This window comes from Rhizobium sp. PAMB 3174 (assembly GCF_052908375.1).
This window is the reverse complement of the sequence record NZ_CM128608.1, coordinates 2,115,542-2,136,680: the sequence shown is the minus strand read 5'-3', so window position 1 is coordinate 2,136,680 and position 21,139 is coordinate 2,115,542. Positions and strand designations below refer to the sequence as shown.

12 protein-coding genes and 1 riboswitch are annotated in these 21,139 nt (G+C 62.5%); of the genes, 10 read left to right on the top strand and 2 right to left on the bottom strand.

From position 1 onward, the window contains the following. Positions 1 to 24: 24 nt before the first annotated feature. The 4 genes from clpP (at position 25) to hupB (ending at position 5,532) form a co-directional block, all read left to right on the top strand. Positions 25 to 654 carry an ATP-dependent Clp endopeptidase proteolytic subunit ClpP gene (gene clpP / locus ACU5AY_RS10160; RefSeq protein ID WP_446824603.1) on the top strand — a complete coding sequence of 210 codons (630 nt, stop codon included), beginning with the start codon at positions 25 to 27 and terminating at the stop codon, positions 652 to 654. A 296-nt stretch (positions 655 to 950) separates the two neighbouring features. Then, the gene (clpX, locus tag ACU5AY_RS10155; protein ID WP_446824602.1) at positions 951 to 2,228 is read left to right on the top strand and encodes an ATP-dependent Clp protease ATP-binding subunit ClpX; all 1,278 of its coding nucleotides are present in this window, start codon (positions 951 to 953) and stop codon (positions 2,226 to 2,228) included. A 392-nt stretch (positions 2,229 to 2,620) separates the two neighbouring features. Beyond that, entirely contained in the window at positions 2,621 to 5,044 is a 2,424-nt protein-coding gene (lon, locus tag ACU5AY_RS10150; protein WP_446826118.1) for an endopeptidase La, read from the top strand. A 215-nt stretch (positions 5,045 to 5,259) separates the two neighbouring features. Then, on the top strand, positions 5,260 to 5,532 hold the full coding sequence (gene hupB, locus ACU5AY_RS10145; protein ID WP_261930484.1) for a DNA-binding protein HupB: 273 nt from the start codon (positions 5,260 to 5,262) through the stop codon (positions 5,530 to 5,532). An 87-nt stretch (positions 5,533 to 5,619) separates the two neighbouring features. Here hupB and ACU5AY_RS10140 read toward each other — a convergent pair whose 3' ends face one another. Then, positions 5,620 to 6,123, bottom strand: coding sequence for a hypothetical protein (locus tag ACU5AY_RS10140; RefSeq protein ID WP_446826117.1), 504 nt, complete (start codon positions 6,121 to 6,123; stop codon positions 5,620 to 5,622). A 124-nt stretch (positions 6,124 to 6,247) separates the two neighbouring features. Here ACU5AY_RS10140 and ACU5AY_RS10135 point away from each other — a divergent pair, with 124 nt between their 5' ends. The 3 genes from ACU5AY_RS10135 to ACU5AY_RS10125 all read left to right on the top strand — a co-directional run bounded on the left by ACU5AY_RS10135 (position 6,248) and on the right by ACU5AY_RS10125 (position 10,269). Further along, a complete protein-coding gene (locus tag ACU5AY_RS10135) occupies positions 6,248 to 6,676 on the top strand; it encodes a GNAT family N-acetyltransferase (RefSeq protein ID WP_446826116.1) in 429 nt (142 codons plus the stop codon). A gap of 110 nt (positions 6,677 to 6,786) precedes the next feature. Continuing rightward, a riboswitch (FMN riboswitch) is annotated at positions 6,787 to 6,936 on the top strand. A gap of 99 nt (positions 6,937 to 7,035) precedes the next feature. Next, on the top strand, positions 7,036 to 7,929 hold the full coding sequence (locus tag ACU5AY_RS10130) for a DMT family transporter (protein WP_446826115.1): 894 nt from the start codon (positions 7,036 to 7,038) through the stop codon (positions 7,927 to 7,929). 138 nt (positions 7,930 to 8,067) lie between these two features. Further along, positions 8,068 to 10,269 (top strand): esterase-like activity of phytase family protein, encoded by a 2,202-nt coding sequence (locus tag ACU5AY_RS10125; protein WP_446826114.1) that lies wholly within the window; start codon positions 8,068 to 8,070, stop codon positions 10,267 to 10,269. Between the two features lie 61 nt (positions 10,270 to 10,330). Here ACU5AY_RS10125 and ACU5AY_RS10120 read toward each other — a convergent pair whose 3' ends face one another. Beyond that, complete coding sequence (locus tag ACU5AY_RS10120; protein ID WP_446826113.1) at positions 10,331 to 11,317, bottom strand: aldo/keto reductase; 987 nt, start codon at positions 11,315 to 11,317, stop codon at positions 10,331 to 10,333. Between the two features lie 164 nt (positions 11,318 to 11,481). On the opposite strand from ACU5AY_RS10120, the gene ACU5AY_RS10115 reads away from it, so the two are divergent. The 3 genes from ACU5AY_RS10115 (at position 11,482) to ACU5AY_RS10105 (ending at position 21,067) form a co-directional block, all read left to right on the top strand. Continuing rightward, positions 11,482 to 12,720, top strand: a complete 1,239-nt coding sequence (locus ACU5AY_RS10115; RefSeq protein WP_446826112.1) for a metallophosphoesterase family protein — start codon at positions 11,482 to 11,484, stop codon at positions 12,718 to 12,720. 4 nt (positions 12,721 to 12,724) lie between these two features. Then, entirely contained in the window at positions 12,725 to 16,180 is a 3,456-nt protein-coding gene (locus ACU5AY_RS10110; protein WP_446826111.1) for an AAA family ATPase, read from the top strand. 279 nt (positions 16,181 to 16,459) lie between these two features. Further along, positions 16,460 to 21,067: a M10 family metallopeptidase C-terminal domain-containing protein gene (locus tag ACU5AY_RS10105; RefSeq protein ID WP_446826110.1), complete on the top strand. Its 4,608-nt coding sequence runs from the start codon at positions 16,460 to 16,462 to the stop codon at positions 21,065 to 21,067. The last annotated feature ends 72 nt before the right edge of the window (positions 21,068 to 21,139 follow it).

Here is a 21,139-nt window from a genome sequence, read left to right as displayed (position 1 = left end):
GAATGCGTTGGATAAAGGAAGCAAATGAGAAACCCAGTTGATACCGCCTTGGCCCTGGTGCCGATGGTCGTCGAGCAGACCAACCGCGGGGAACGCTCCTACGATATCTATTCCAGGCTTCTCAAAGAGCGGATTATCTTCCTGACGGGCCCCGTGGAGGATCATATCGCGTCGCTGGTTTGCGCGCAGCTCCTGTTCCTGGAAGCGGAAAACCCGAAGAAGGAAATCGCTCTCTACATCAATTCGCCGGGCGGTGTTGTCACCTCCGGCATGGCGATCTATGACACGATGCAGTTCATCCGTCCGGCCGTGACGACGCTCTGCATCGGCCAGGCCGCGTCCATGGGCTCGCTTCTCCTCGCCGCCGGCGAGAAGGGCATGCGGTTTGCGACGCCGAACGCGCGCATCATGGTCCACCAGCCGTCCGGTGGTTTCCAGGGGCAGGCGTCCGACATCGAGCGCCACGCCCGCGACATCCTGAAGATGAAGCGTCGCCTGAATGAAATTTACGTGAAGCATTGCGGCCGTACCTACGAGGAAGTTGAAACTTCGCTCGACCGCGACAACTTCATGGATGCCAATGAAGCCCAGGACTGGGGCCTCATCGACAAGGTACTGACGTCACGCGCCGAGACCGAAGGCGACGCCGCGTGAAATGACCGTTGACGGCCCTTGGCCGCCCTCAAAACATTTTGGGGGATGGCCTCGGCTCAAAAACCGGTTAATAGTGCGTCTTAAGGCTATGTTGAAGTTTTGTGACATAGCTTTTGGGTTTCAGGGGAATGCGTTGCCTCCGGAATTCAAACACGAAAAGGTTTGGTTCCGGTCAGTGCCCCTGAAAACGAGGCTGGTGGTGGCGAAGAGACCGAATGGGCCCCATCAGCGGCGATTAATGTGCGCGAAACCTTTTCGTTCGGAAAGCGTCGCGTCGTGCTGGAAGGGAATAGGATATGAGCAAGGTCAGCGGCAGCAACGGCGGTGACTCCAAGAACACCCTCTATTGTTCGTTCTGCGGCAAGAGCCAGCACGAAGTCCGGAAACTGATTGCCGGACCGACGGTATTCATCTGCGATGAATGCGTCGAATTGTGCATGGATATCATCCGTGAAGAGAACAAGTCCTCTATGGTCAAGTCCCGTGACGGCGTCCCCACGCCGCAGGACATCATGGAGGTCCTCGACGAATACGTGATCGGTCAGAAGGGCGCCAAGCGCATCCTGTCGGTCGCGGTACACAATCACTACAAGCGCCTCGCGCATGCCTCCAAGGGCAGCGACGTCGAGCTTGCAAAGTCGAACATCCTGCTTGTCGGTCCGACCGGCTGCGGCAAGACCTATCTTGCGCAGACGCTCGCCCGCATCATCGACGTGCCGTTCACCATGGCCGATGCGACGACGCTGACCGAAGCCGGCTATGTCGGCGAGGATGTCGAAAACATCATTCTGAAGCTTCTGCAGGCCGCCGACTACAACGTCGAGCGGGCGCAGCGCGGCATTGTCTACATCGACGAAGTCGACAAGATCAGCCGCAAGTCGGACAACCCCTCGATCACCCGCGACGTGTCGGGCGAGGGCGTGCAGCAGGCGCTTCTGAAGATCATGGAAGGTACGGTCGCTTCCGTACCGCCGCAGGGCGGCCGCAAGCATCCGCAGCAGGAGTTCCTGCAGGTGGACACGACCAACATCCTCTTCATTTGCGGCGGCGCGTTTGCCGGCCTCGACAAGATCATCTCCGCCCGTGGCGAGAAGACCTCGATCGGCTTCGGCGCCACCGTCAAGGCGCCGGACGACCGTCGCGTCGGTGCCGTGCTGCGTGAACTGGAACCGGAAGATCTGGTGAAGTTCGGTCTCATCCCCGAATTCATCGGCCGTCTGCCGGTCCTGGCGACGCTCGAGGATCTCGACGAGGATGCGCTGATCCAGATCCTGTCGGAGCCGAAGAACGCGCTCGTCAAGCAGTACCAGCGCCTGTTCGAGATGGAAGACATCGAATTGACCTTCCACGAGGACGCGCTGCGCGAGATTGCCCGCCGGGCGATCGTGCGCAAGACGGGTGCCCGCGGTCTGCGCTCGATCATGGAGAAGATCCTGCTCGACACCATGTTCGAACTGCCGACGCTTGAAGGCGTTCGCGAAGTCGTGATCTCGGACGAGGTCGTGACCGGTGCGGCCCGCCCGCTCTACATCTATGCCGACCGGCAGGAAGAAAAGGCCAACGCTTCCGCGTAGGGCTCGCTTCTTCCGACGAATATCGAAAGGCCCGCCGCTGTGCGGGCCTTTTGCGTTGAAGATGTCGCAAAAACGGGTTGGATTCTGCGCTTAGCCATTGAAAAGCCGTGCTTTGCCGTTGCGGTCCGGCTTCAATACGGTGAAGATGGTGCGAATCCATTTGCGGCCTGTGCAGGTGCTGTGCGTGTGATGTCGGTAAGCTCCGGAACAGGTGGCTCGGCTAGCCTCGATTTCAGGCTTCGGGCTTAGGGTGACGAAGGGTTGTGGGGACGGGCGGTGCCCTTGAAAACGACCAGGCGATACTCCAACTGTTAGTAAACAACCGATATCGCCTGGAAGCCTCCCAAGCCTTGGCGATTGTTCCGGAAACGGAACCCTTGAAAGGACATGAAATGACGCAAGAAACGTCAGCTGCAAAACAGGCAACGCTGTATCCGGTGCTGCCTTTGCGCGACATCGTGGTGTTCCCGCACATGATCGTGCCGCTCTTCGTCGGCCGTGAAAAATCGATCCGTGCGCTTGAGGAAGTCATGGGGTCGGACAAGCAGATCATGCTTGTCACCCAGCTCAATGCCGGTGACGACGATCCGGATCCGTCCGCCATGTACGATGTCGGCACCGTCGCCAATGTGCTGCAATTGCTCAAGCTGCCCGACGGCACCGTCAAGGTGCTGGTGGAAGGCAAGGCGCGCGCAACGATTAGCGGCTATGGCAGTCGCCCGGAATATTATGAAGCCGTTGCCGAAATCCTGCCAGAGCCGGGCGACGATCCGGTCGAGGTGGAAGCACTCGCTCGCTCCGTCGTCTCCGAGTTTGAGAACTATGTGAAGCTCAACAAGAAGATTTCGCCGGAAGTGGTGGGCGCCGCCAGCCAGATCGACGACTATTCCAAGCTCGCCGATACGGTTGCCTCGCACCTGTCGATCAAGATCACCGAGAAGCAGGAGATGCTGGAAACCACCAGCGTCAAGGAACGCCTCGAAAAGGCGCTCGGCTTCATGGAAGGCGAGATTTCCGTGCTGCAGGTCGAAAAGCGGATCCGCTCGCGCGTCAAGCGTCAGATGGAGAAGACCCAGCGCGAGTACTATCTCAACGAGCAGATGAAGGCGATCCAGAAGGAACTGGGCGACGCCGAGGACGGCCGTGACGAGATGGCCGAACTGGAAGAGCGCATCAAGAAGACGAAGCTTTCCAAGGAGGGCCGCGAAAAGGCGGACGCCGAACTGAAGAAGCTGCGCCAGATGAGCCCGATGTCGGCCGAAGCCACCGTCGTGCGCAATTACCTCGACTGGCTGCTGGGCCTGCCCTGGGGCAAGAAGTCGAAGATCAAGACGGACCTCAACCTCGCCGAAAAGGTGCTGGAAGAGGATCACTTCGGTCTCGACAAGGTCAAGGAACGCATCGTCGAATATCTCGCCGTGCAGGCCCGCGCCTCGAAGATCAAGGGTCCGATCCTGTGCCTCGTCGGTCCTCCGGGCGTCGGCAAGACCTCGCTCGCCAAGTCGATCGCCAAGGCGACCGGCCGTGAGTACATCCGCATGGCGCTCGGCGGCGTTCGCGATGAAGCCGAAATCCGTGGCCACCGCCGCACCTATATCGGCTCGATGCCCGGCAAGGTCATCCAGTCGATGAAGAAGGCGAAGAAGGCCAACCCGCTCTTCCTGCTCGACGAAATCGACAAGATGGGCATGGATTTCCGTGGCGATCCGTCGTCGGCGCTGCTTGAGGTGCTCGATCCGGAGCAGAACTCGACCTTCATGGACCACTACCTGGAAGTCGAGTACGACCTGTCGAACGTGATGTTCATCACCACGGCCAACACGCTCAACATTCCGGGTCCGCTGATGGACCGCATGGAGATCATCCGGATCGCCGGCTACACGGAAGACGAAAAGGCCGAGATCGCCAAGCGGCACCTGCTGCCGAAGGCCATCCGCGAGCATGCGCTGCAGCCGAAGGAATTCTCGGTCAGCGACGACGCGCTGATGGCGGTCATTCGTCAGTACACCCGCGAAGCCGGTGTGCGGTCCTTCGAGCGTGAGCTGATGAAGCTCGCCCGCAAGGCCGTGACCGAGATCATCAAGGGCAAGGTCACCAGCGTCAACGTGACGGCCGACAACATCCATGACTACCTCGGCGTGCCGCGGTTCCGTCATGGTGAAGCCGAGCGCGAGGATCAGGTCGGTGTCGTCACCGGTCTCGCGTGGACGGAAGTCGGCGGTGAATTGCTGACGATCGAAGGCGTGATGATGCCGGGTGGCAAGGGCCGCATGACGGTGACCGGCAACCTGAAGGAAGTGATGAAGGAATCGATTTCGGCGGCGGCATCCTATGTCCGCTCGCGGGCGATCGATTTCGGCATCGAGCCGCCGCGCTTCGACAAGGCGGATATCCACGTCCATGTTCCGGAGGGTGCTACCCCGAAGGACGGCCCGTCGGCAGGCGTCGCAATGGCAACGGCCATCGTGTCGATCATGACCGGCGTGCCGGTGTCCAAGGACGTTGCGATGACCGGTGAAATCACGCTCCGCGGTCGGGTTCTGCCGATCGGCGGCCTGAAGGAAAAGCTGCTCGCGGCTCTTCGCGGCGGCATCAAGAAGGTTCTCATTCCAGAAGAAAACGCCAAGGATCTGGCCGACATTCCGGACAATGTGAAGAACAACATGGAGATCATTCCGGTCTCGCGTATGGGCGAAGTGCTCGAGCACGCGCTCGTTCGCAAGCTCGAGCCGATCGAATGGGAGCCGCCGGTGGAAGTGCCTGCAATCGCAGGCAAGGACGCTGCCGACGATTCGGCCGGCACGATCGCGCACTGAGCGCGGCGCGGTCAGCTCGTGACCGCTCTGTGACCGAAGTGATACATTTTACCGAAAGGCCGGCATTTATGCCGGCCTTTTTTGTGAAATACGAACGAAAAACGCTTGCTTTTCCCTGCGTAGCAAGGCTTTTGGCTTGCAGCAGGCGATAGCTCCCCTATGCTCTCGCCGAGCTTGATAATGAGTCGTTTCATACCAATGAAAGGGGTGGAAACATGAACAAGAATGAACTCGTGTCCGCAGTTGCAGAAAAGGCCGGTCTGACCAAGGCAGATGCAGCTTCCGCAGTCGACGCGCTCTTCGAAACCGTTCAGGCTGAACTCAAGAACGGTGGCGACATCCGTCTCGCCGGCTTCGGCAGCTTCACCGTTTCGCATCGTGCAGCCTCCAAGGGCCGCAACCCGTCCACGGGCGCTGAAGTCGATATCCCGGCTCGCAACGTTCCGAAGTTCACGGCCGGCAAGGGCCTGAAGGACGCCGTCAACTAATTCATGTTGACGTCTTTCCCGGCACCTCGCTGGGAAACAGGAATTGAGTTTCAAACCCGGTGCAGTAATGCACCGGGTTTTCCTGTTTCAGAGGCCCATCGCCGCATAGGTGGCAAACACGACGATGGCGATGGCGAGGATTGCGGCGCCGCCCATAAGTCGCCAGTCGATATGGACGTCCGTTTTCGTTTCGGCATCTGTATGGGGCAAGCGGGTGAGCGAGGCGGTAAGGGCGATGAGCGGCAGCGACAGGATCGCTCCGGCAGTCTCCAGGATGAGGAGCAGGCGGGGCATCGGATCGTCGGAGACCGGGAATATGCCTCCAAGGTCCAGCACATACACGGCAAAATAGCCGGTGCCCGCGAGCAATGCGGGAACGAGCGCCCAGCGCCGTCCGGAAAACAGGAAGAAGGCGAGGGCGTAGCTGCCCATGCCCAGAATGGTGAGGAAGGCATTGAAGCTCGCCAGGATCGTCGGCGAGATGCTTGCGAAGCTCCTGACTTCGATAGGCCCGCCGGGGATCATGACGGTGAGATTGATCGCGGAGATGAGCAGCAGGACTGCGGCAAGACGCATTGGTGTTTTAGTCATTGGAAATCGGTCCCTCATGTCAATTTCTGATAGCCAGCGGCAATGCGTTCGATGACCGAGTGGGGGTATACAACTTCAACGCGACGATGTCAGTGACCTGCTCATGGAGGGAAGGCCTCGGATCGTGATAGAGATTCTTGCCCTGGGTCGATCTGATAACGGAGATGCCGCATTGGAATACAGGATTGATCCGTTCCCATCGGTTGAAGCGCTGACCGTTTTGTGGCGGGAGGCATGGGGGCAGGAGCCGTCGGCCTCCATGTCCGATGTATTGAAACGGGGCCTCGGTCATGTGGGTGCATATGAAGGCGATACCATCGTCGGCTTTGTCAATGTTGCCTGGGATGGTGGCATCCATGCGTTCATACTGGACACTTGCGTTCTTCCCGCGTTTCGCAGGCAGGGCGTGGCGAGCCGGCTTGTGAAAGAGGCTATCGCCCTTGCCGGAAGTCGTGGGGCTCGATGGCTGCATGTGGATTTTGAACCGCATCTTGAGGAGTTTTATCATCGCTGCGGGTTCAGGCCGACGAAAGCGGGCTTGATTGGCCTTTAGTCCGGCAGGCTCCGGCCACTCTCGAAATCGGAGCGCATCCGGGTGATGCACCGTCAACAATCCGGAAACGCCCGCGCTCTTGCCCGGTGCGTCGGGATATCCTATCTGTGGGCTGTTCTCAGGGCGGGGTGAAAGTCCCCACCGGCGGTAACGGGTTCGTCCCCAAGCCCGCGAGCGCCGTTGGATGTGTATCCGGCGGGTCAGCAGATCCGGTGTGATTCCGGAGCCGACGGTCATAGTCCGGATGGAAGAGAATGAGAGAGACGGTCGCAATCCGGGCGGGTTTCCTGCGCGGGCTTGAAGCCGTTTCAACCTCATGCGTCCTGATTTGTGTTGGTCTCTTTTGGAGAAGCAAAGACATGAATCAGAGCTCCCTAGCGCTCAACCCGTCCCGCCCGGTGGCGGCCGCGATCCTGATGGTCGCAGCCGGTGTCGCCTTTGCGGGTATCAATACCGCCACCCAATGGGTGACGATGCGGCTCGGCTTTCCGCCGGCCGCCGCAGCCTTCTGGCAATATGCGTTTGCCTCCGTGCTGTCCGTGCCGGTCATCTGGCGGCTCGGCCTCGGCGCCATGCGCACGGCCCGGCCGTGGCATCACCTTCTGCGCGTCGTGCTCTCGGCGCTCGGCGTCGAGGCCTGGGTCGTCGGCCTTGCCTCCGTGCCGATCGGCCAGGCGATCGCGCTCGTCATGACCTCGCCCTTCTTCATCATCCTCGGCGCCCGCTTCTTCCTCGGCGAGCGGGTGGGGGCGGTGCGCTGGCTGGCGACCGCGACCGGCTTCACCGGCGCGATGATCATCCTGCAGCCCTGGTCGGAAGCCTTCACGCCGGCGGCACTCCTGCCGATCATCGCGGCGCTGCTTTGGGGCGGCGCTTCGCTGATCACCAAGAACCTGACGGCCTATGAGAAGCCCGAGACGATCACCATCTGGCTTCTCGTCCTGCTGACGCCGGTCAACGGCGTTCTGGCGGCCGGCGCCGGTTTTGCCGTGCCGACCGGCCTGGCGCTTGGACTTCTGGTGCTGATGGGCGTCCTGACGGCCGCCGCACAGTATCTCCTGACCAGGGCTTACCGCGCTGCCGACGCGGCCTACGTGCAGCCGTTCGACGATCTCAAGCTGCCGCTCAACGTGCTCGCCGGCTGGGTCGTCTTCGGCTACGCGCCGACCGTCTCCTTCTGGATCGGCGCGGTGCTGATCCTCGGGGCCTCGCTGTTCATCATGCACAACGAGCGGCGGCGCCGGCCAGCCTGACCTTCGAAAACCCGGCTTTTGCTGGGTTTTCTTTGGTCTCTGTGCAAAATCGTCGCATATGAGCCCCCGCTGTCATGCGCCTGTCATGCAGCATGCGCACAACCGCCTGGTTCCAATTCGAGGAGACAGGGGGTCCCCATGACGAAGACATTTTCCCGCGCGGCACTGACCGCAGCATTGCTGGCATCCACCGCCGCAGCCGCATTCGCCGAACCCGTGTTCAACCGCATCGCAGCCTTCCCGGTCGCGGCAAACCTGCCGGCCGACAAGGACGCCAAGACGCCGACCTCGTCGGAAATCATCACCGCCACGGAAGACGGCAACACGCTTGTCTATTCCGATAGCCCGCTCGGTGCAGTCGGTTTCGTCGACATCACCGATCCGAAGGCGCCGAAGCCGCTCGGCGCCGTCATGGCCGATGGCGAGCCGACCTCGGTCGCCGCCCGTTTCGGCAAGGTCTTCGCCGCGGTCAACACCTCCGAGGACTACGTCAAGACCAGCGGCAAGCTTTTGACCATCGACGTCAAGAGCCGCGCCATCGAGGCCTCCTGCGATCTCGGCGGCCAGCCGGACTCGATCGCGATCGCGCCGGATGGCTCCTTTGCCGCCATTGCCATCGAGAACGAGCGCAATGAAGAACTGAACGACGGCAAGCTGCCGCAAATGCCGGCCGGCTATCTCGTTACCATTCCCTTCAAGGATGGCGCTGCCGATTGCGCCGGCCTGAAGAAGATCGACGTCACCGGTCTTGCCGAGATCGCACCGGAAGATCCGGAGCCGGAATTCGTCGACATCAACGGCAAGGGCCAGATCGCCCTGACGCTGCAGGAAAACAACCACATCGTCATCGTCGACGGCAAGACCGGCGAAGTTACCTCGCACTTCACCGCCGGTGCGGTCGATATCGATGGTGTTGACATCGAGAAGGACGGCAAGCTCGACTTCACCGGTTCGCTGAAGGGCGTCAAGCGCGAGCCCGACTCGATCCAGTGGCTGGATGACAATCGCGTTGTCGTCGCCAATGAGGGCGACTACGAAGGCGGTTCGCGCGGCTTCACCATCTTCGACACGGCCGGCAAGGTCCTCTACGAGTCCGGCCCGAGCCTTGAGCGCGAGATCGCCAAGCTCGGCATGTTCCCTGACAAGCGCGCCGGCAAGAAGGGCGTCGAGCTGGAAGGCCTGGAGGTCGCGAAATTCGGCGACCAGCAGTACATCTTCGTCATGTCCGAGCGCGCTTCCGTCGTCGGCATCTACAAGGATACCGGCGCCGAGCCGGAACTGATGCAGATCGTGCCGTCGGGCGTGGCTCCGGAAGGCATCATCGCCGTTCCGCAGCGCAATCTGGTCGCCACGGCCAACGAGGCCGACCTGGTCGAGGATGGCGGCGCCCGCTCGCATGTCATGCTCTACGAGCTTGGCGAAGGCGAGAAGGCATTCCCGGAAATCGTCTCGGCCAACGACAAGGACGGCAATCCGCTCGGTTTCGGGGCCCTGTCGAGCCTGGCCGCGGATACCACGACCCCCGGCAAGCTCTATGCCACCAATGACAGCTTCTATTCGGCGCAGCCGTCGATCTTCGTCATCGACGCGACGCAGAAGCCCGCGGTCATCACGGACGCCATCCGCATCACCAAGGACGGCGCGCCGATGGAGCACCGCGACATGGAAGGCCTGACGCTCGACGGCAAGGGCGGCTTCTGGATCGCCAACGAAGGCAATCCGGAAAAGGACGTGCCGCATCAGATCTTCCACGCCGGCGCCGATGGTGCCGTTGATCAGGTAATCGACATTCCGGAATCTCTGAACGCCAATCAGGTGCGCTTCGGCTTCGAAGGCATCACCAAGGTCGGCGAAGGCGACGGCGAGACGCTGTGGATGGCCATGCAGCGCGAATGGAAGGATGACGAGAAGGGCTTCGTCAAGCTCGTCTCCTACAAGCCGTCCTCGAAGGAATGGGGCGCCGTGCGCTACCCGCTCGACAAGGGTGAAGCCGGATGGGTTGGCCTGTCCGAAATTACCGCCAATGGCGACTATGCCTATATCGTCGAGCGCGATAACCAGATCGGCGAAGCTGCCAAGCTGAAGAAGATCTACAAGGTCGCGCTTTCCGAGCTTAAGCCGGCGCCGCTCGGCGGCGAGCTGCCGACGGTCAAGAAGGAACTGGCCCACGACCTGCTGCCGGACATGCTGGCCGCGACCCACGGCTATGCCGTCGACAAGATCGAAGGCTTCACCATCGACGCCTCGGGACAGGCCTATGCCGTGACCGACAATGACGGCGTCGACGACTCCTCCGGCGAAACCCTGTTCTGGGCCGTCAATCTGAACAAGACCAACTGATCTCATATCAGGATCATGTAACGAGAGGCCCGGCAGCGATGCCGGGCCTCTTTGACGTTTCCTACCAGCGCTGGTGAACGTGCGAGGCGATCAGTCGGGCATAGACGTCCTCGGCGGCCTTCATCACGTCGGCGGAAAGTGCCGAGAGCTCGGCGGCTGCCGCGTTCGACTTCGCTTGCGCGGCGTTGCGCGCGCCCGGAATGACGACGGTGACGGCATCATGCATCAGGATCCATTTCAGCGCGAAGGCGGCCATGCTTGCACCTTCCGGCACCAGCTTGCGGATCTCCTCGACCGCCTGCAGGCCGGTTTCGAACGGCACGCCGGCAAAGGTCTCTCCGACATCGAAGGCCTCGCCATTGCGGTTGAAGTTGCGGTGATCCTCGGCGTCGAATTTTGTCTCGGCGGTGATCTTGCCGGAGAGCAGGCCGCTTGCCAGCGGCACGCGGGCGATCACGGCGACGTTCTTCTTCCGTGCTTCGTCGAAGAACAGGCCCGCCGGGCGCTGGCGGAACATGTTGAAGATGATCTGGACGCTGACGACGCCCGGATACTCGATGGCCTTCAGCGCTTCCTCGACCTTTTCAACGCTGACGCCGTAATCGCCGACCTTGCCGGCCGCCTTCAGCTCGTCGAGCGCGGCGAACGTCTCGGGGCGATAGAAAACCTCGGTCGGCGGGCAGTGGAGCTGCACGAGATCGAGGCGTTCGACGCCGAGATTGGCAAGGCTGCGGTCGACGAAGGCTTCAAGGTTCTTCTTGTTGTAACCGTCGGCGACATGCGGGTTCAGCCGCCGTCCGGCCTTGGTGGCGACCATGGGCCGCTCGCCGCCGCGCGCCTTCAGCACCTCGGCAATGATCTTTTCCGACCGGCCGTCGCCGTAGACGTCGGCCGTATCGATGAAGGTCACGCCGTTGTCGAGCGCAGCGTTCAGCGCGTCGCGGCCGTCGGTCTCGCTGACATCGCCCCAGCTGCCGCCGATCTGCCAGGCGCCGAAGCCGATTTCCGAAACAGTGAATGTCGTCCGACCGAATGGGCGGTAATGCATGACTATCCTCCTTGTCTGCGTTGGATGCGGCATAGCAGCGGCCTGAAGGCCGCACAAGTTCGCCGGCTCCTGGGTGAATATGGTGGAGGACGGGCCGATGACCATAGGCATGACCGCCGCAATTGCCTAAAACGGATGCGCATGCCCAACCGACCGAAGGACGAATGACCTCTTTCCGCTTCATCCATGCCGCCGACCTGCATCTCGGCAGTCCCTTCCAGGGGCTGGCGCTGAAGGACGCCGAGGTGGCGAAACTGTTCGTCGAGGCAAGCCGCAAGGCCTTCACCAATCTCGTCGACCGGGCCGTGGAGCTTCAGGTCGATTTCGTCATCATCGCCGGGGATGTCTATGACGGCGACTGGCCGGACAATTCGATCGGGCTCTTCTATAACCGCCAGGTGGCGCGGCTGACGCGGGCGGGCATACCCGTGTACTTTCTGCGCGGCAATCACGACGCCGAAAGCGTGATCACGAAGACGATCACCCTGCCGGAAAACGTGTACGAATTTTCGACCCGCAAGCCGGAGACCTTCCGCATCGACGGCCTGAAGGTGGCGCTGCACGGGCAGGGCTTCGCCAACCGCTCGGCCAACGACAATCTGGCGATCACCTATCCGCAGGCCGAGCCCGGCGTCTTCAACATTGGCGTCCTGCACACCTCGCTCACCGGCCGCGAACCGCATGCGCCCTACGCGCCGTGCTCGCTCGATGACCTCAAGTCGAGGGGATACGACTACTGGGCGCTCGGCCATGTGCACGAATACGAGGTGATCGCCGAGGATCCGCCGGTCATCTTCCCGGGCAATATCCAGGGCCGCAGCATTCGCGAGCAGGGGGCGAGGGGCGCCGTTCTTGTCACCGTCGAGGATGGCGCACTCCGCCACGAGCGACTGATCGTCGATGAGGCCCGTTTTGCAGCCGCGACTGTCGAGGTCATGCCGGATGATACCATGCCGGCCCTTCTGATGCGGGTCGAACAGGCCCTTGCGCCGGTCGCCGCTTCCATGGAGGGCAGGCCGGCGGCGCTGCGGCTGCGGCTTTTCGGCCGCTCGCATCTCAAGCACGACATCGCCGCTGCCGGGCCGGATTTCCGCGACGAGGTGCAGGCGGCCTGCCACCGGGCCGGCGCCGATCTCTGGCTGGAAAAGCTGGAACTGGCGATTGAGCTTCCGCAGGACGAGGCGGCGCGCGATCATTTCGACGGCCTCGATCTCGAAGGCCTGATCGACGGTCACGTCTTCTCGCCGGAGATGCTGGCGCTCGCCGAAGCGCGCATCGCCGAGATTGCCGTCAAGATGCCGCCCGGCAGTGCGCCGGCAGACCTGCCACTCGGCGCCGATGCTCGCGCGCTTCTGGAAGAGGCCCGCGAGCTGCTGATCGCCTCGGCACGGCGGGGAGACTGACGCGATGCGCTTCAAGTCCCTTGATCTCCTGCGCTACGGCAAGTTCTCCGGACGGCATCTGGACTTTCGCGCCGATGCCGGCCTGCATGTCGTCTACGGTCCGAATGAGGCGGGAAAATCCTCCGCACTGTCGGCCATTTCCGATCTCCTCTTTGGCTTCCCGGACCAAAAGCCGAAGTATGCTTTTGGAATGGATAACCGTGACCTGCGCGTCGGTGCGGAACTCGTTGCCCGCAACGGTGCGGAAATCAGTTTCCGCCGCCGCAAGGCGCGCAAGAACGCGCTGGTCGCGGCCACCGACGCGGAGGAGCCACTCTCCGACGACGCGCTGAGCCCCTATCTCGGAACGCTTGGCCGCGACGTCTTCGAGCGCGCCTTCGGTCTCGATACCGATGCGCTGCGCAAGGGCGCCGACATCATGCTGCATTCCTCGGGCGAGATCGGCAGCCTGCTGTTCTCCGCCGCCTCCGGCATGATGGGCATGCGCGACCTGCGCCAGAAGCTCGACCAGCAGGCCGACGGCATCTTCGCCGAGCGCAAGTCGCAGAACCGGCTGTTCTACCAGGTGCTTGATCGCTATGAGGCCGCCCGCAAGGCGGAGCGCGATCATACGCTGCGGTCCGATGTCTGGAAGAAGCTTTCGGAAGCGCGCGCCGAGCTGGATGCAAAAATGGCGGCGCTCGCGGTAGAGCGCAAGGAGACCGGCCATGCCATCGAGCGGCTCTCCCGCCTGAAACGCTGGAAGCCGCTGATAGACGACATCGACGCAGAGACCCGGGCGCTGGAGGTCTTCGCCGATCTCGACGGCATCGAGGATGGTTCTGCCGAACGGCTTCGCGTGCTTCTGGAGCGTCAGGAGCGGCTGAAGCAGGAGATCGCCCGGCTGGAGACGGATGGGCGGGATCTCGCCGGCAAGCTTGAGGGCATAGCGGTCGATGACGCCATGCTCGCCGCCTCCGGCCGCATCCAGGAGCTCTATCGCGAACTCGGCAACTATAACGGCCTGCGCAAGGACCTGCCGGCCGTGGATCGCGAACTGGCGCAGCACGAGGCCGGCCTGACGCAGCTTGCCCGCCGGCTGGGCCTCGCCGGATTGGAGGAACTCGAGGCGAAGATCCCGGATGAGATCGCGCTGACGGAACTGCGGCGGCTCGCCGAGCAGGGGCGGGACCTGCAGCGCCGCCGGAAGGATACGGATGAAGCGCTGGCCGCCGAGCGCGAGACGCTGGATCGCCTCTCTGCCGACAGGGCGGGTCACCTGATCGACCCCAAGCCCTGGCGCGACCAGCTTGCGACGATGGGGCCGGATATCGACGAGATCGCAAAAAGGGATCAGTTGGCGGTGCAGGTGAGCCGCCTCTCGGAAGACCTGCGGGCGATGGTGGGGCGTATGCGCCCGGCTGTCGACGCACTCGACCGGCTTGCCGCCGTGCCGCTGCCGGATCCGGCGGCGATCTCCGCATTCGGCGAGCGGTTGGGCGCCGCCCGCGACCGGTTGAAGGAGGCTATCCGCGAACGGGACCGGATTACCGCCGCACTTGGCGAACTGGACGATGAAATCCAGCGCCTCGGCGCCGGCGGGACGATGGTGACGCAGAGCGATATCCGTGACGCCCGACAGGCGCGCGACGAGGACCTGCGTCTTGTTGTCGACGCCGCAGCCAACCAGGAGCCGGTCGAGCCGGCGACGGTGAACCGGCTTGCCGATCGGATTACGCAGGCCGATCGTCTATCGGATGCAGCACTCGCCGATGCCGATCGCCTGTCGCGTCATGCGGCACTGGCCCAGCGCCGCGAGCGTTTGACAGTCGATCAGCGGAAAGCGAATGCCGGGGTCGCTGAGCGCGAGGAGGCGCTATCGGCTGAACGCTCTGCTTATGAGGCTCTTTTCGAGGCATGCGATGTCACGCCGCTGGAGCCGGATGCGATGCTCGTCTGGCGGCGATCGCTGGAAGCTGCCTTCGAACGGCAGCAGGAAATCGACGCGCTCAAGGACCGCTGCGCCATTGTCGACCGCCTTGAAGAACGCCTGCTGCCGGCCATGCGATCGATCGCTGCCGGAGCCGGGCTCGCCGCGGTAGAGGCCTTGCCGGCCGTTGCCTTGAGCCGCGCCATTCAGCGCCATCTCGGCGAACTTGCCGACCGCTGGCAGGAAAGCGGTACGCTGGAGGGTGAGAAGACCGCCGCCCGCCGTCGTCTGAAATCGCTGGAGGCGCAGAAGGCTACGCTCGATCGCGAAGAGACTGAGTGGCGCGAGCCGTTCGCGGCGGCCGTGGCAAGGCTTGGCTATCCCAACGGTATGTCCGCCGATGCGATCCTCGCAGGGCTGGACCTCTGGACGCGGGTTCCCGATGCCCTCGTGCAGCGGCAGAGCTACATGCGCCGGGTTGCCGGCATCAACCGGGATATCGGCGCGTTCGAGAAGTCAGTTGCAGCGCTCATCTCGGACATTGCGCCGGACCTGAGGGACATGAACGCGGGGGCAGCGGTGGAGACACTGACGGAGCGCGCCGCGACCGCTCGCAGCCGGAATGAGGCGCGGCTCGCCCTGACGAAATCACTGGAAGAAGCGCGGCAGAAGCTGAAGGAGTTGCGGCGGGCGGACGAAGAGACCGCGACGGATCTGGAGGCGATGACGGCGGGTCGGGAAGGCGACGGCCGCGCGCTGCTGCGCCGTCTCGAAGAGCGTCAGTCTCGTCGCCGGCGTCTGGACGAAGCCCGTGAGCGCTTTCGCCAGCAGTCCGAGGGTGTCGACGAGGCCGAGGCTCGCGCGGCGCTTGATGGCTTCGATCCGGTCGACGCCGGCCTGTCCCTGGAGCGGCTGAACGCCGAAAGCGAGGCGCAGTACCGCACCTTCGGCGAGCTCAACGCCGCGCTTGCCGACAATCGTGCGGCGCGGGAGGCAGCCGAAACGGGCGAGAGCGCCGAGATGGCGGCCTTCGAAAAGCGCGCCGCCGAAGAGGAGGCGAGGGAGCTTGCCCGCCGCTGGGCAGTCACCAAACTCGCCTCCGACATCCTGCAGTCCTCGCTCGACAGCTATCGCCAGTCGCAGGCCGATCCGATGATCCTGCGCGCCGGCGAGCGCTTTTCGAGCCTGACCGACGGCGCATTCATCCGTCTGCTGCAGGATTATGACGACAAGGACGAGCTGCAGCTTCTGGCCGAGCGGGCAAACGGCGAGAAGGTGCCGCTGTCGGGCTTGAGCGAAGGCACCGGCGACCAGCTTTATCTCGCCTTGCGGCTTGCCTTCCTGGAGGACTATTGCAGCCGTAACGAGCCGGTGCCGCTGATCGCCGACGACATCTTCCAGACCTTCGACGACGAGCGCACCGCCGCCGGGTTGAAGACGCTCGCACTCGGCGCCGGCACGTTCCAGACCGTTCTGTTCACCCACCAGCAGAGCGTCGTCGACATCGCCACCGGCGTGCTCGGAAAAGCTGTCGACATCATTCGCCTCTAGCATTGCCTGCAGATCGGGTGCTTCTTTCCAGCTTCGCGCAAGTCCCTGTCCCTAACGTGAAAACGAGAATGGGTTTGGGCTGTCTGTTCCGCTTTCATTGCTTGCGGATGATCCTTTCCTGCTTCTTGGGGAATTTCATTAGGAATTTGATTTCGCGGACCGAGATGAGCTTGGTCCGAATGGTCTCTGGTAGACGCGTGACGCTCGAGATTGGTCGCCGGCCGTGGCCGTCTCGTCAGGGTGTCTAGCCAGTCAGCGGCCCATAAACGAGGGACAGGCATGGCGAAGTCGTCGGGTATAGGTCAAACAGCAGTCATCACCGATATTTCGCAGATCACGGCGACGTCCTATACCGACGTGATCACGGCTGCCGTCCAGATTACGGGCGCCTACATCGACCTCGGCAATGGTCGCGACTCCCTTACGCTCTCCGATTCCGGGCCGAACACGCTGACGCTTGCAAACATCGAGACCGTGACCGGCGGGGCCAGCGCCGACAGCGTCTATTTCGACGCGAAGGTGACTTCTGCGACCGTCGATCTCGGTGACGGCGAGGATCACATCTATCTTTCGGACGACGGTGCGACGCTGACGGCGGCGAATGTCGAGCAGATCACCGGCGGATCGAGCACGGACAAGATCGTGTTCTCGACGCAGGTGACCGGCGGCACCTATGATCTCGGCGACGGCTCGGATAGCGTCACGCTCTCCCGCTTCGACAACACCCTGACGCTGTCCAGCGTCGAGTATGTGTCCGGCAGTTCCAGCTCCGACGTGATCACCATTAACGGCGAAATCACCGGCGGGCGTTATGATCTCGGCAGCGGCAGCGATTCGCTGACCTTCGGAGACGGTGGCGTGACGGCTGCCGTGCTCAACACCGAGACCATCGTATCCGGCGCCGGCGACGATCGCATCACGCTGGCAACCTACGCCACGACCAAGAACAGTGTTGATCTCGGGGCCGGTCAGGACACCCTGATCCTCGGCAACTACACCAACAAGCTGAGCGTCTCCAACGTCGAGACCATCAAGGGCGGCCGTTCGACAGACATCATCTATCTGAGCCAGTCGACGACGGGCGCCGACATCGATCTCGATCGCGGCCGCGACCAGGTCACGCTCGCCGACGGCGGCAACACGGTGACCATGACCGGTGTCGAGACCATTGTCGGCGGCGCCGGCGATGACCGTATCCTCTTCAACGAGGCGCAATCGGGCGGCAAGATCGATCTTGGCGACGGCCAGGATACGCTCATTTTCTCCGAGAGCCGCGGCGGCACCGCGACGCTCTACAATGTCGAGTCGGTCATCGGCGGCGACGCGTCCGAGTATCTGACGTTCGGTACGCAGCTCACGGGTTCGACGCTCGATCTCGGCGAGGGCGGCGACCGCGTCTATCTCGGCAACTACCACAACACGGCGACCTTCCGGAATGTCGAGACGATCGTCGGCGGTCGCTCCGACGACTATGTTGTGGTCGAGACGGAGATCACCCGCGGTACGATCAACCTCGGCAAGGGCAACGATACGCTCTACCTCGGCGATGGCACCAATACGCTCAACATTTCCGATGCCGAGACGCTGATCGGCGGCAGCGGCGACGACCGCATCGCCATGGCGGTGTCGTCCTCCGGCTCCTACATCGATCTTGGTGCCGGCGATGACTACCTCTCTCTGACCGCCGCCAACAACAAGCTGACGGTCGCCAATATCGAGACGGTCATCGGCTCCAGCAGTACCGATACCGTCACGGTCTCCGGCCAGGTGACCGGGGGGCTGTTCAATCTCGGCTCCAGCAACGACGTCCTCACGCTGGACAACTTCAACAACACCCTGACTGTTTCGCTGGTCGAATCCATCAACGGCGGCTCCAGCTCCGATCACGTCCTGATCTCCAACCAGACGACCGGGACGATCCTCGATCTTGCCGACGGCAATGACACGATCGTGCTCTATTCCGGCGGCACGGTAACGGCGCGCAACGTCGAAACCGTCCTCGGAGATGCCAGCGCCGACTATGTGGTCTTCGATGAGGGCGTCACGGGCGCGACGATTGACCTCGGCAAGAATTCAGACCGCGTGAAATTCTCCGATTTCAACAACACGGCGACCATCTCCAATGTCGAGACCATCACCGGCGGCAAGTCATCCGACGTGATCACGCTCGGCGAAGGCTATACGGGCGGTGTCATCAGCCTTGGCCGCGGAGACGACAAGCTGGTTATCTCCGACAGCGGCGCAACGGTCACCGTCAGCGACGTGGAGACCGTCATCGGCGGCTCGGCCGACGATGACGTCCGTCTTGGCGGCACGATCGACGGTGGCTTCATCGATCTCGGCGATGGCCAGGACACGCTTCAGACCACGGGCAACGTCACCATCACGGTCGCGAATGTCGAGACGATCAACGGCTCCAGCGGCGTCGAGAAGATCTATATTTCGGCACCCTTCACGGGCGAGATCGGACTGGGCTCGGGCAGCGATACGGTGATCATGGCCGATGGCGGCAACACGATCACCATGTCGGGGGTGGAAACGGTGACCGGCGGTGCCGGCTCCGACAACATCACGATCAACTCGATCGACGGCGCGACGACTGTCGATCTCGGCGACGGCGTCGACACGCTCAAGATCAGCGACAACGGCGCTTCGCTCTCGGTTGCCAACGTGGAAACCATCACCGGCGGCCGCAGCGACGACACGATCGTCTTCAGCGATGCCGCGAATGGCGTCAGCATCGACCTGGCGGACGGCAATGACACCGTCATTTTCGCCGACCGCAACAACACCGCGACGGTGAGCTATGCCGAGACGATCGTCGGTGGCAGGTCCTCCGACAGCATCACCTTCGGCTCGGAAGTAACCGGCGCCTATGTCGATCTCGGCCGTGGCTTCGACACGCTGACCTTTTCCGCCGACGGCGCGACGGTCACCATCGACAATGTCGAGACCGTCATCGGCAGCCAGTACGAGGACGTCGTCAATCTCGCCACCTACACGACCGGTACATTCATCGATCTTGGCGACGGCGAGGACCAGGTCGTCTTCTCCGACGACGGCGGCACGATCACCACTGCCAATGTCGAAAGCGTCCAGGGCGGCGCGGGCAAGGACAATGTCACGCTGTCGGATGGCGATCTCGGATACATTTCGCTCGGTGACGGCGATGATACGCTGAACCTGTCGAGCGCCGGCAACACGGTGACGGTCTCGGGCGTCGAAACCGTTCTCGGCGGCGCCGGCGATGACGATGTGACGCTGACGGACGAAGTGTCCGGCGGCGTCATCAAGCTCGGCGACGGCCAGGATACGCTGCATATTTCCGAATACGGGGCGACCCTGTCTGTTTCCGGCATCGAATCCATCATGGGCAATGCCGGCTCCGACGTGATCTCTGTCATCGAACAGTATACCGGCGGCGTCATCAACCTGATGAGCGGTTCGGACGAGATCAAGTTCGGCAATTACAACAATACGGCGACGGTCCAGAACATCGAGACGGTTCTCGGCGGTACGCTCTCCGACACGGTCACCCTCGAGGGCAGCTACGAGCAGGGCTACATCGATCTCGGCAGCGGCCTCGATACCCTCAATCTTGGCGTCAGCGGCGCCACGGTGACGGTTGCCGGCGTCGAGACACTGGTCGGCTCCGACAGCGACGACGTGATCACCATCAACAGCTCCAATGTCGGCGCGGTGATGGATTTCGGTGCTGGATCGGACAAGCTGAGCTGGACCGGTGGCCTGACCGCAACGGTTTCCAATCTCGAGTCGATTTCAGGCGGCAGTTATTCCGACCGCATCACGCTCGCGACACAGATGACCGGCGGCTACATCGACCTTGGCGACGGCAACGACAAGCTGACGCTGGCCGACGCCGAAAACACGGTGACGATCAGCAATGTCGAAACCGTCGTCGGTGGTTCGACGGACGACCTCGTGGTCATCAACAGCGACACTTATTCCGGCCGCCTCGATCTCGGCGACGGCTATGACGAACTCAACCTCGCGGCAAGCGCCAGCACGGTGTCCCTGACCGGTGTCGAGACGATACTGGGCGGCGGTGGCGCCGACAAGGTGACCATTCTGGACGCCGCCACGGGCATCGAGATCGACCTCGGCGACGGTTCGGACACGCTGGTCCTCGGAAACTACACCAACACGGTCTCGGTCTATTCGGTCGAATCGATTTCCGGTGGCTCGAACGCCGATACGATCTTCGTGAAGGAAGCCGTCACCGGCGGCCAGTTCAACCTTGGAACGGGTGTCGACAGCATCAGCTTTGCCGAGGGCGCGACCGCGACGCTGACCAGCGTCGAGACGATCAACGGTTCGAGCTATGCCGACAACATCACCATTTCCGGCGCGTTCACAGGAGCGCCGATCGACCTCGGCAGCGGTGAAGACTACCTGACGCTCGGCTCCGCCTCGACGCTGACCGTTTCCAACACCGAAAACATCACCGGTTCGTCTGGGGCTGATGTCATCGTCCTGACCGGATCGACAAACACCATCGTCGATCTCGGCGCCGGCAGCGATAGCATCGTCTTCGGCGCGGGCATCGACACGGTGACGGGCGGGGCAGGCTCCGACCTCTTCACCTTCACCTCGACCTCTCAGTCGAGCGGCGACACGGCGGACAAGATCACCGATTTCGTCGCCGGTACCGACAAGCTGGTCTTCTCCGGCCTGCAGTCGGGGACGTTCAACTGGCTCGGCAGCAACGCGACATTCAGCGGCAGTGGCAATTCCGAGGCCTACTTCGTCGACTCGACCGACACGCTCTACGTCGACGTCAACGGCGACGGCGCGGCTGACATGCAGCTGACCCTGAGCGGCACCTCTGCTTCGGACCTCGCCAGCGCCGACTTCAAGTGGAGCTGATCGACTTTACTTACGTTAGGTAAAGTAAAATGGAACCTGGGGCCGCCGCGGCCCCAGCTATGTTTTCTGCCT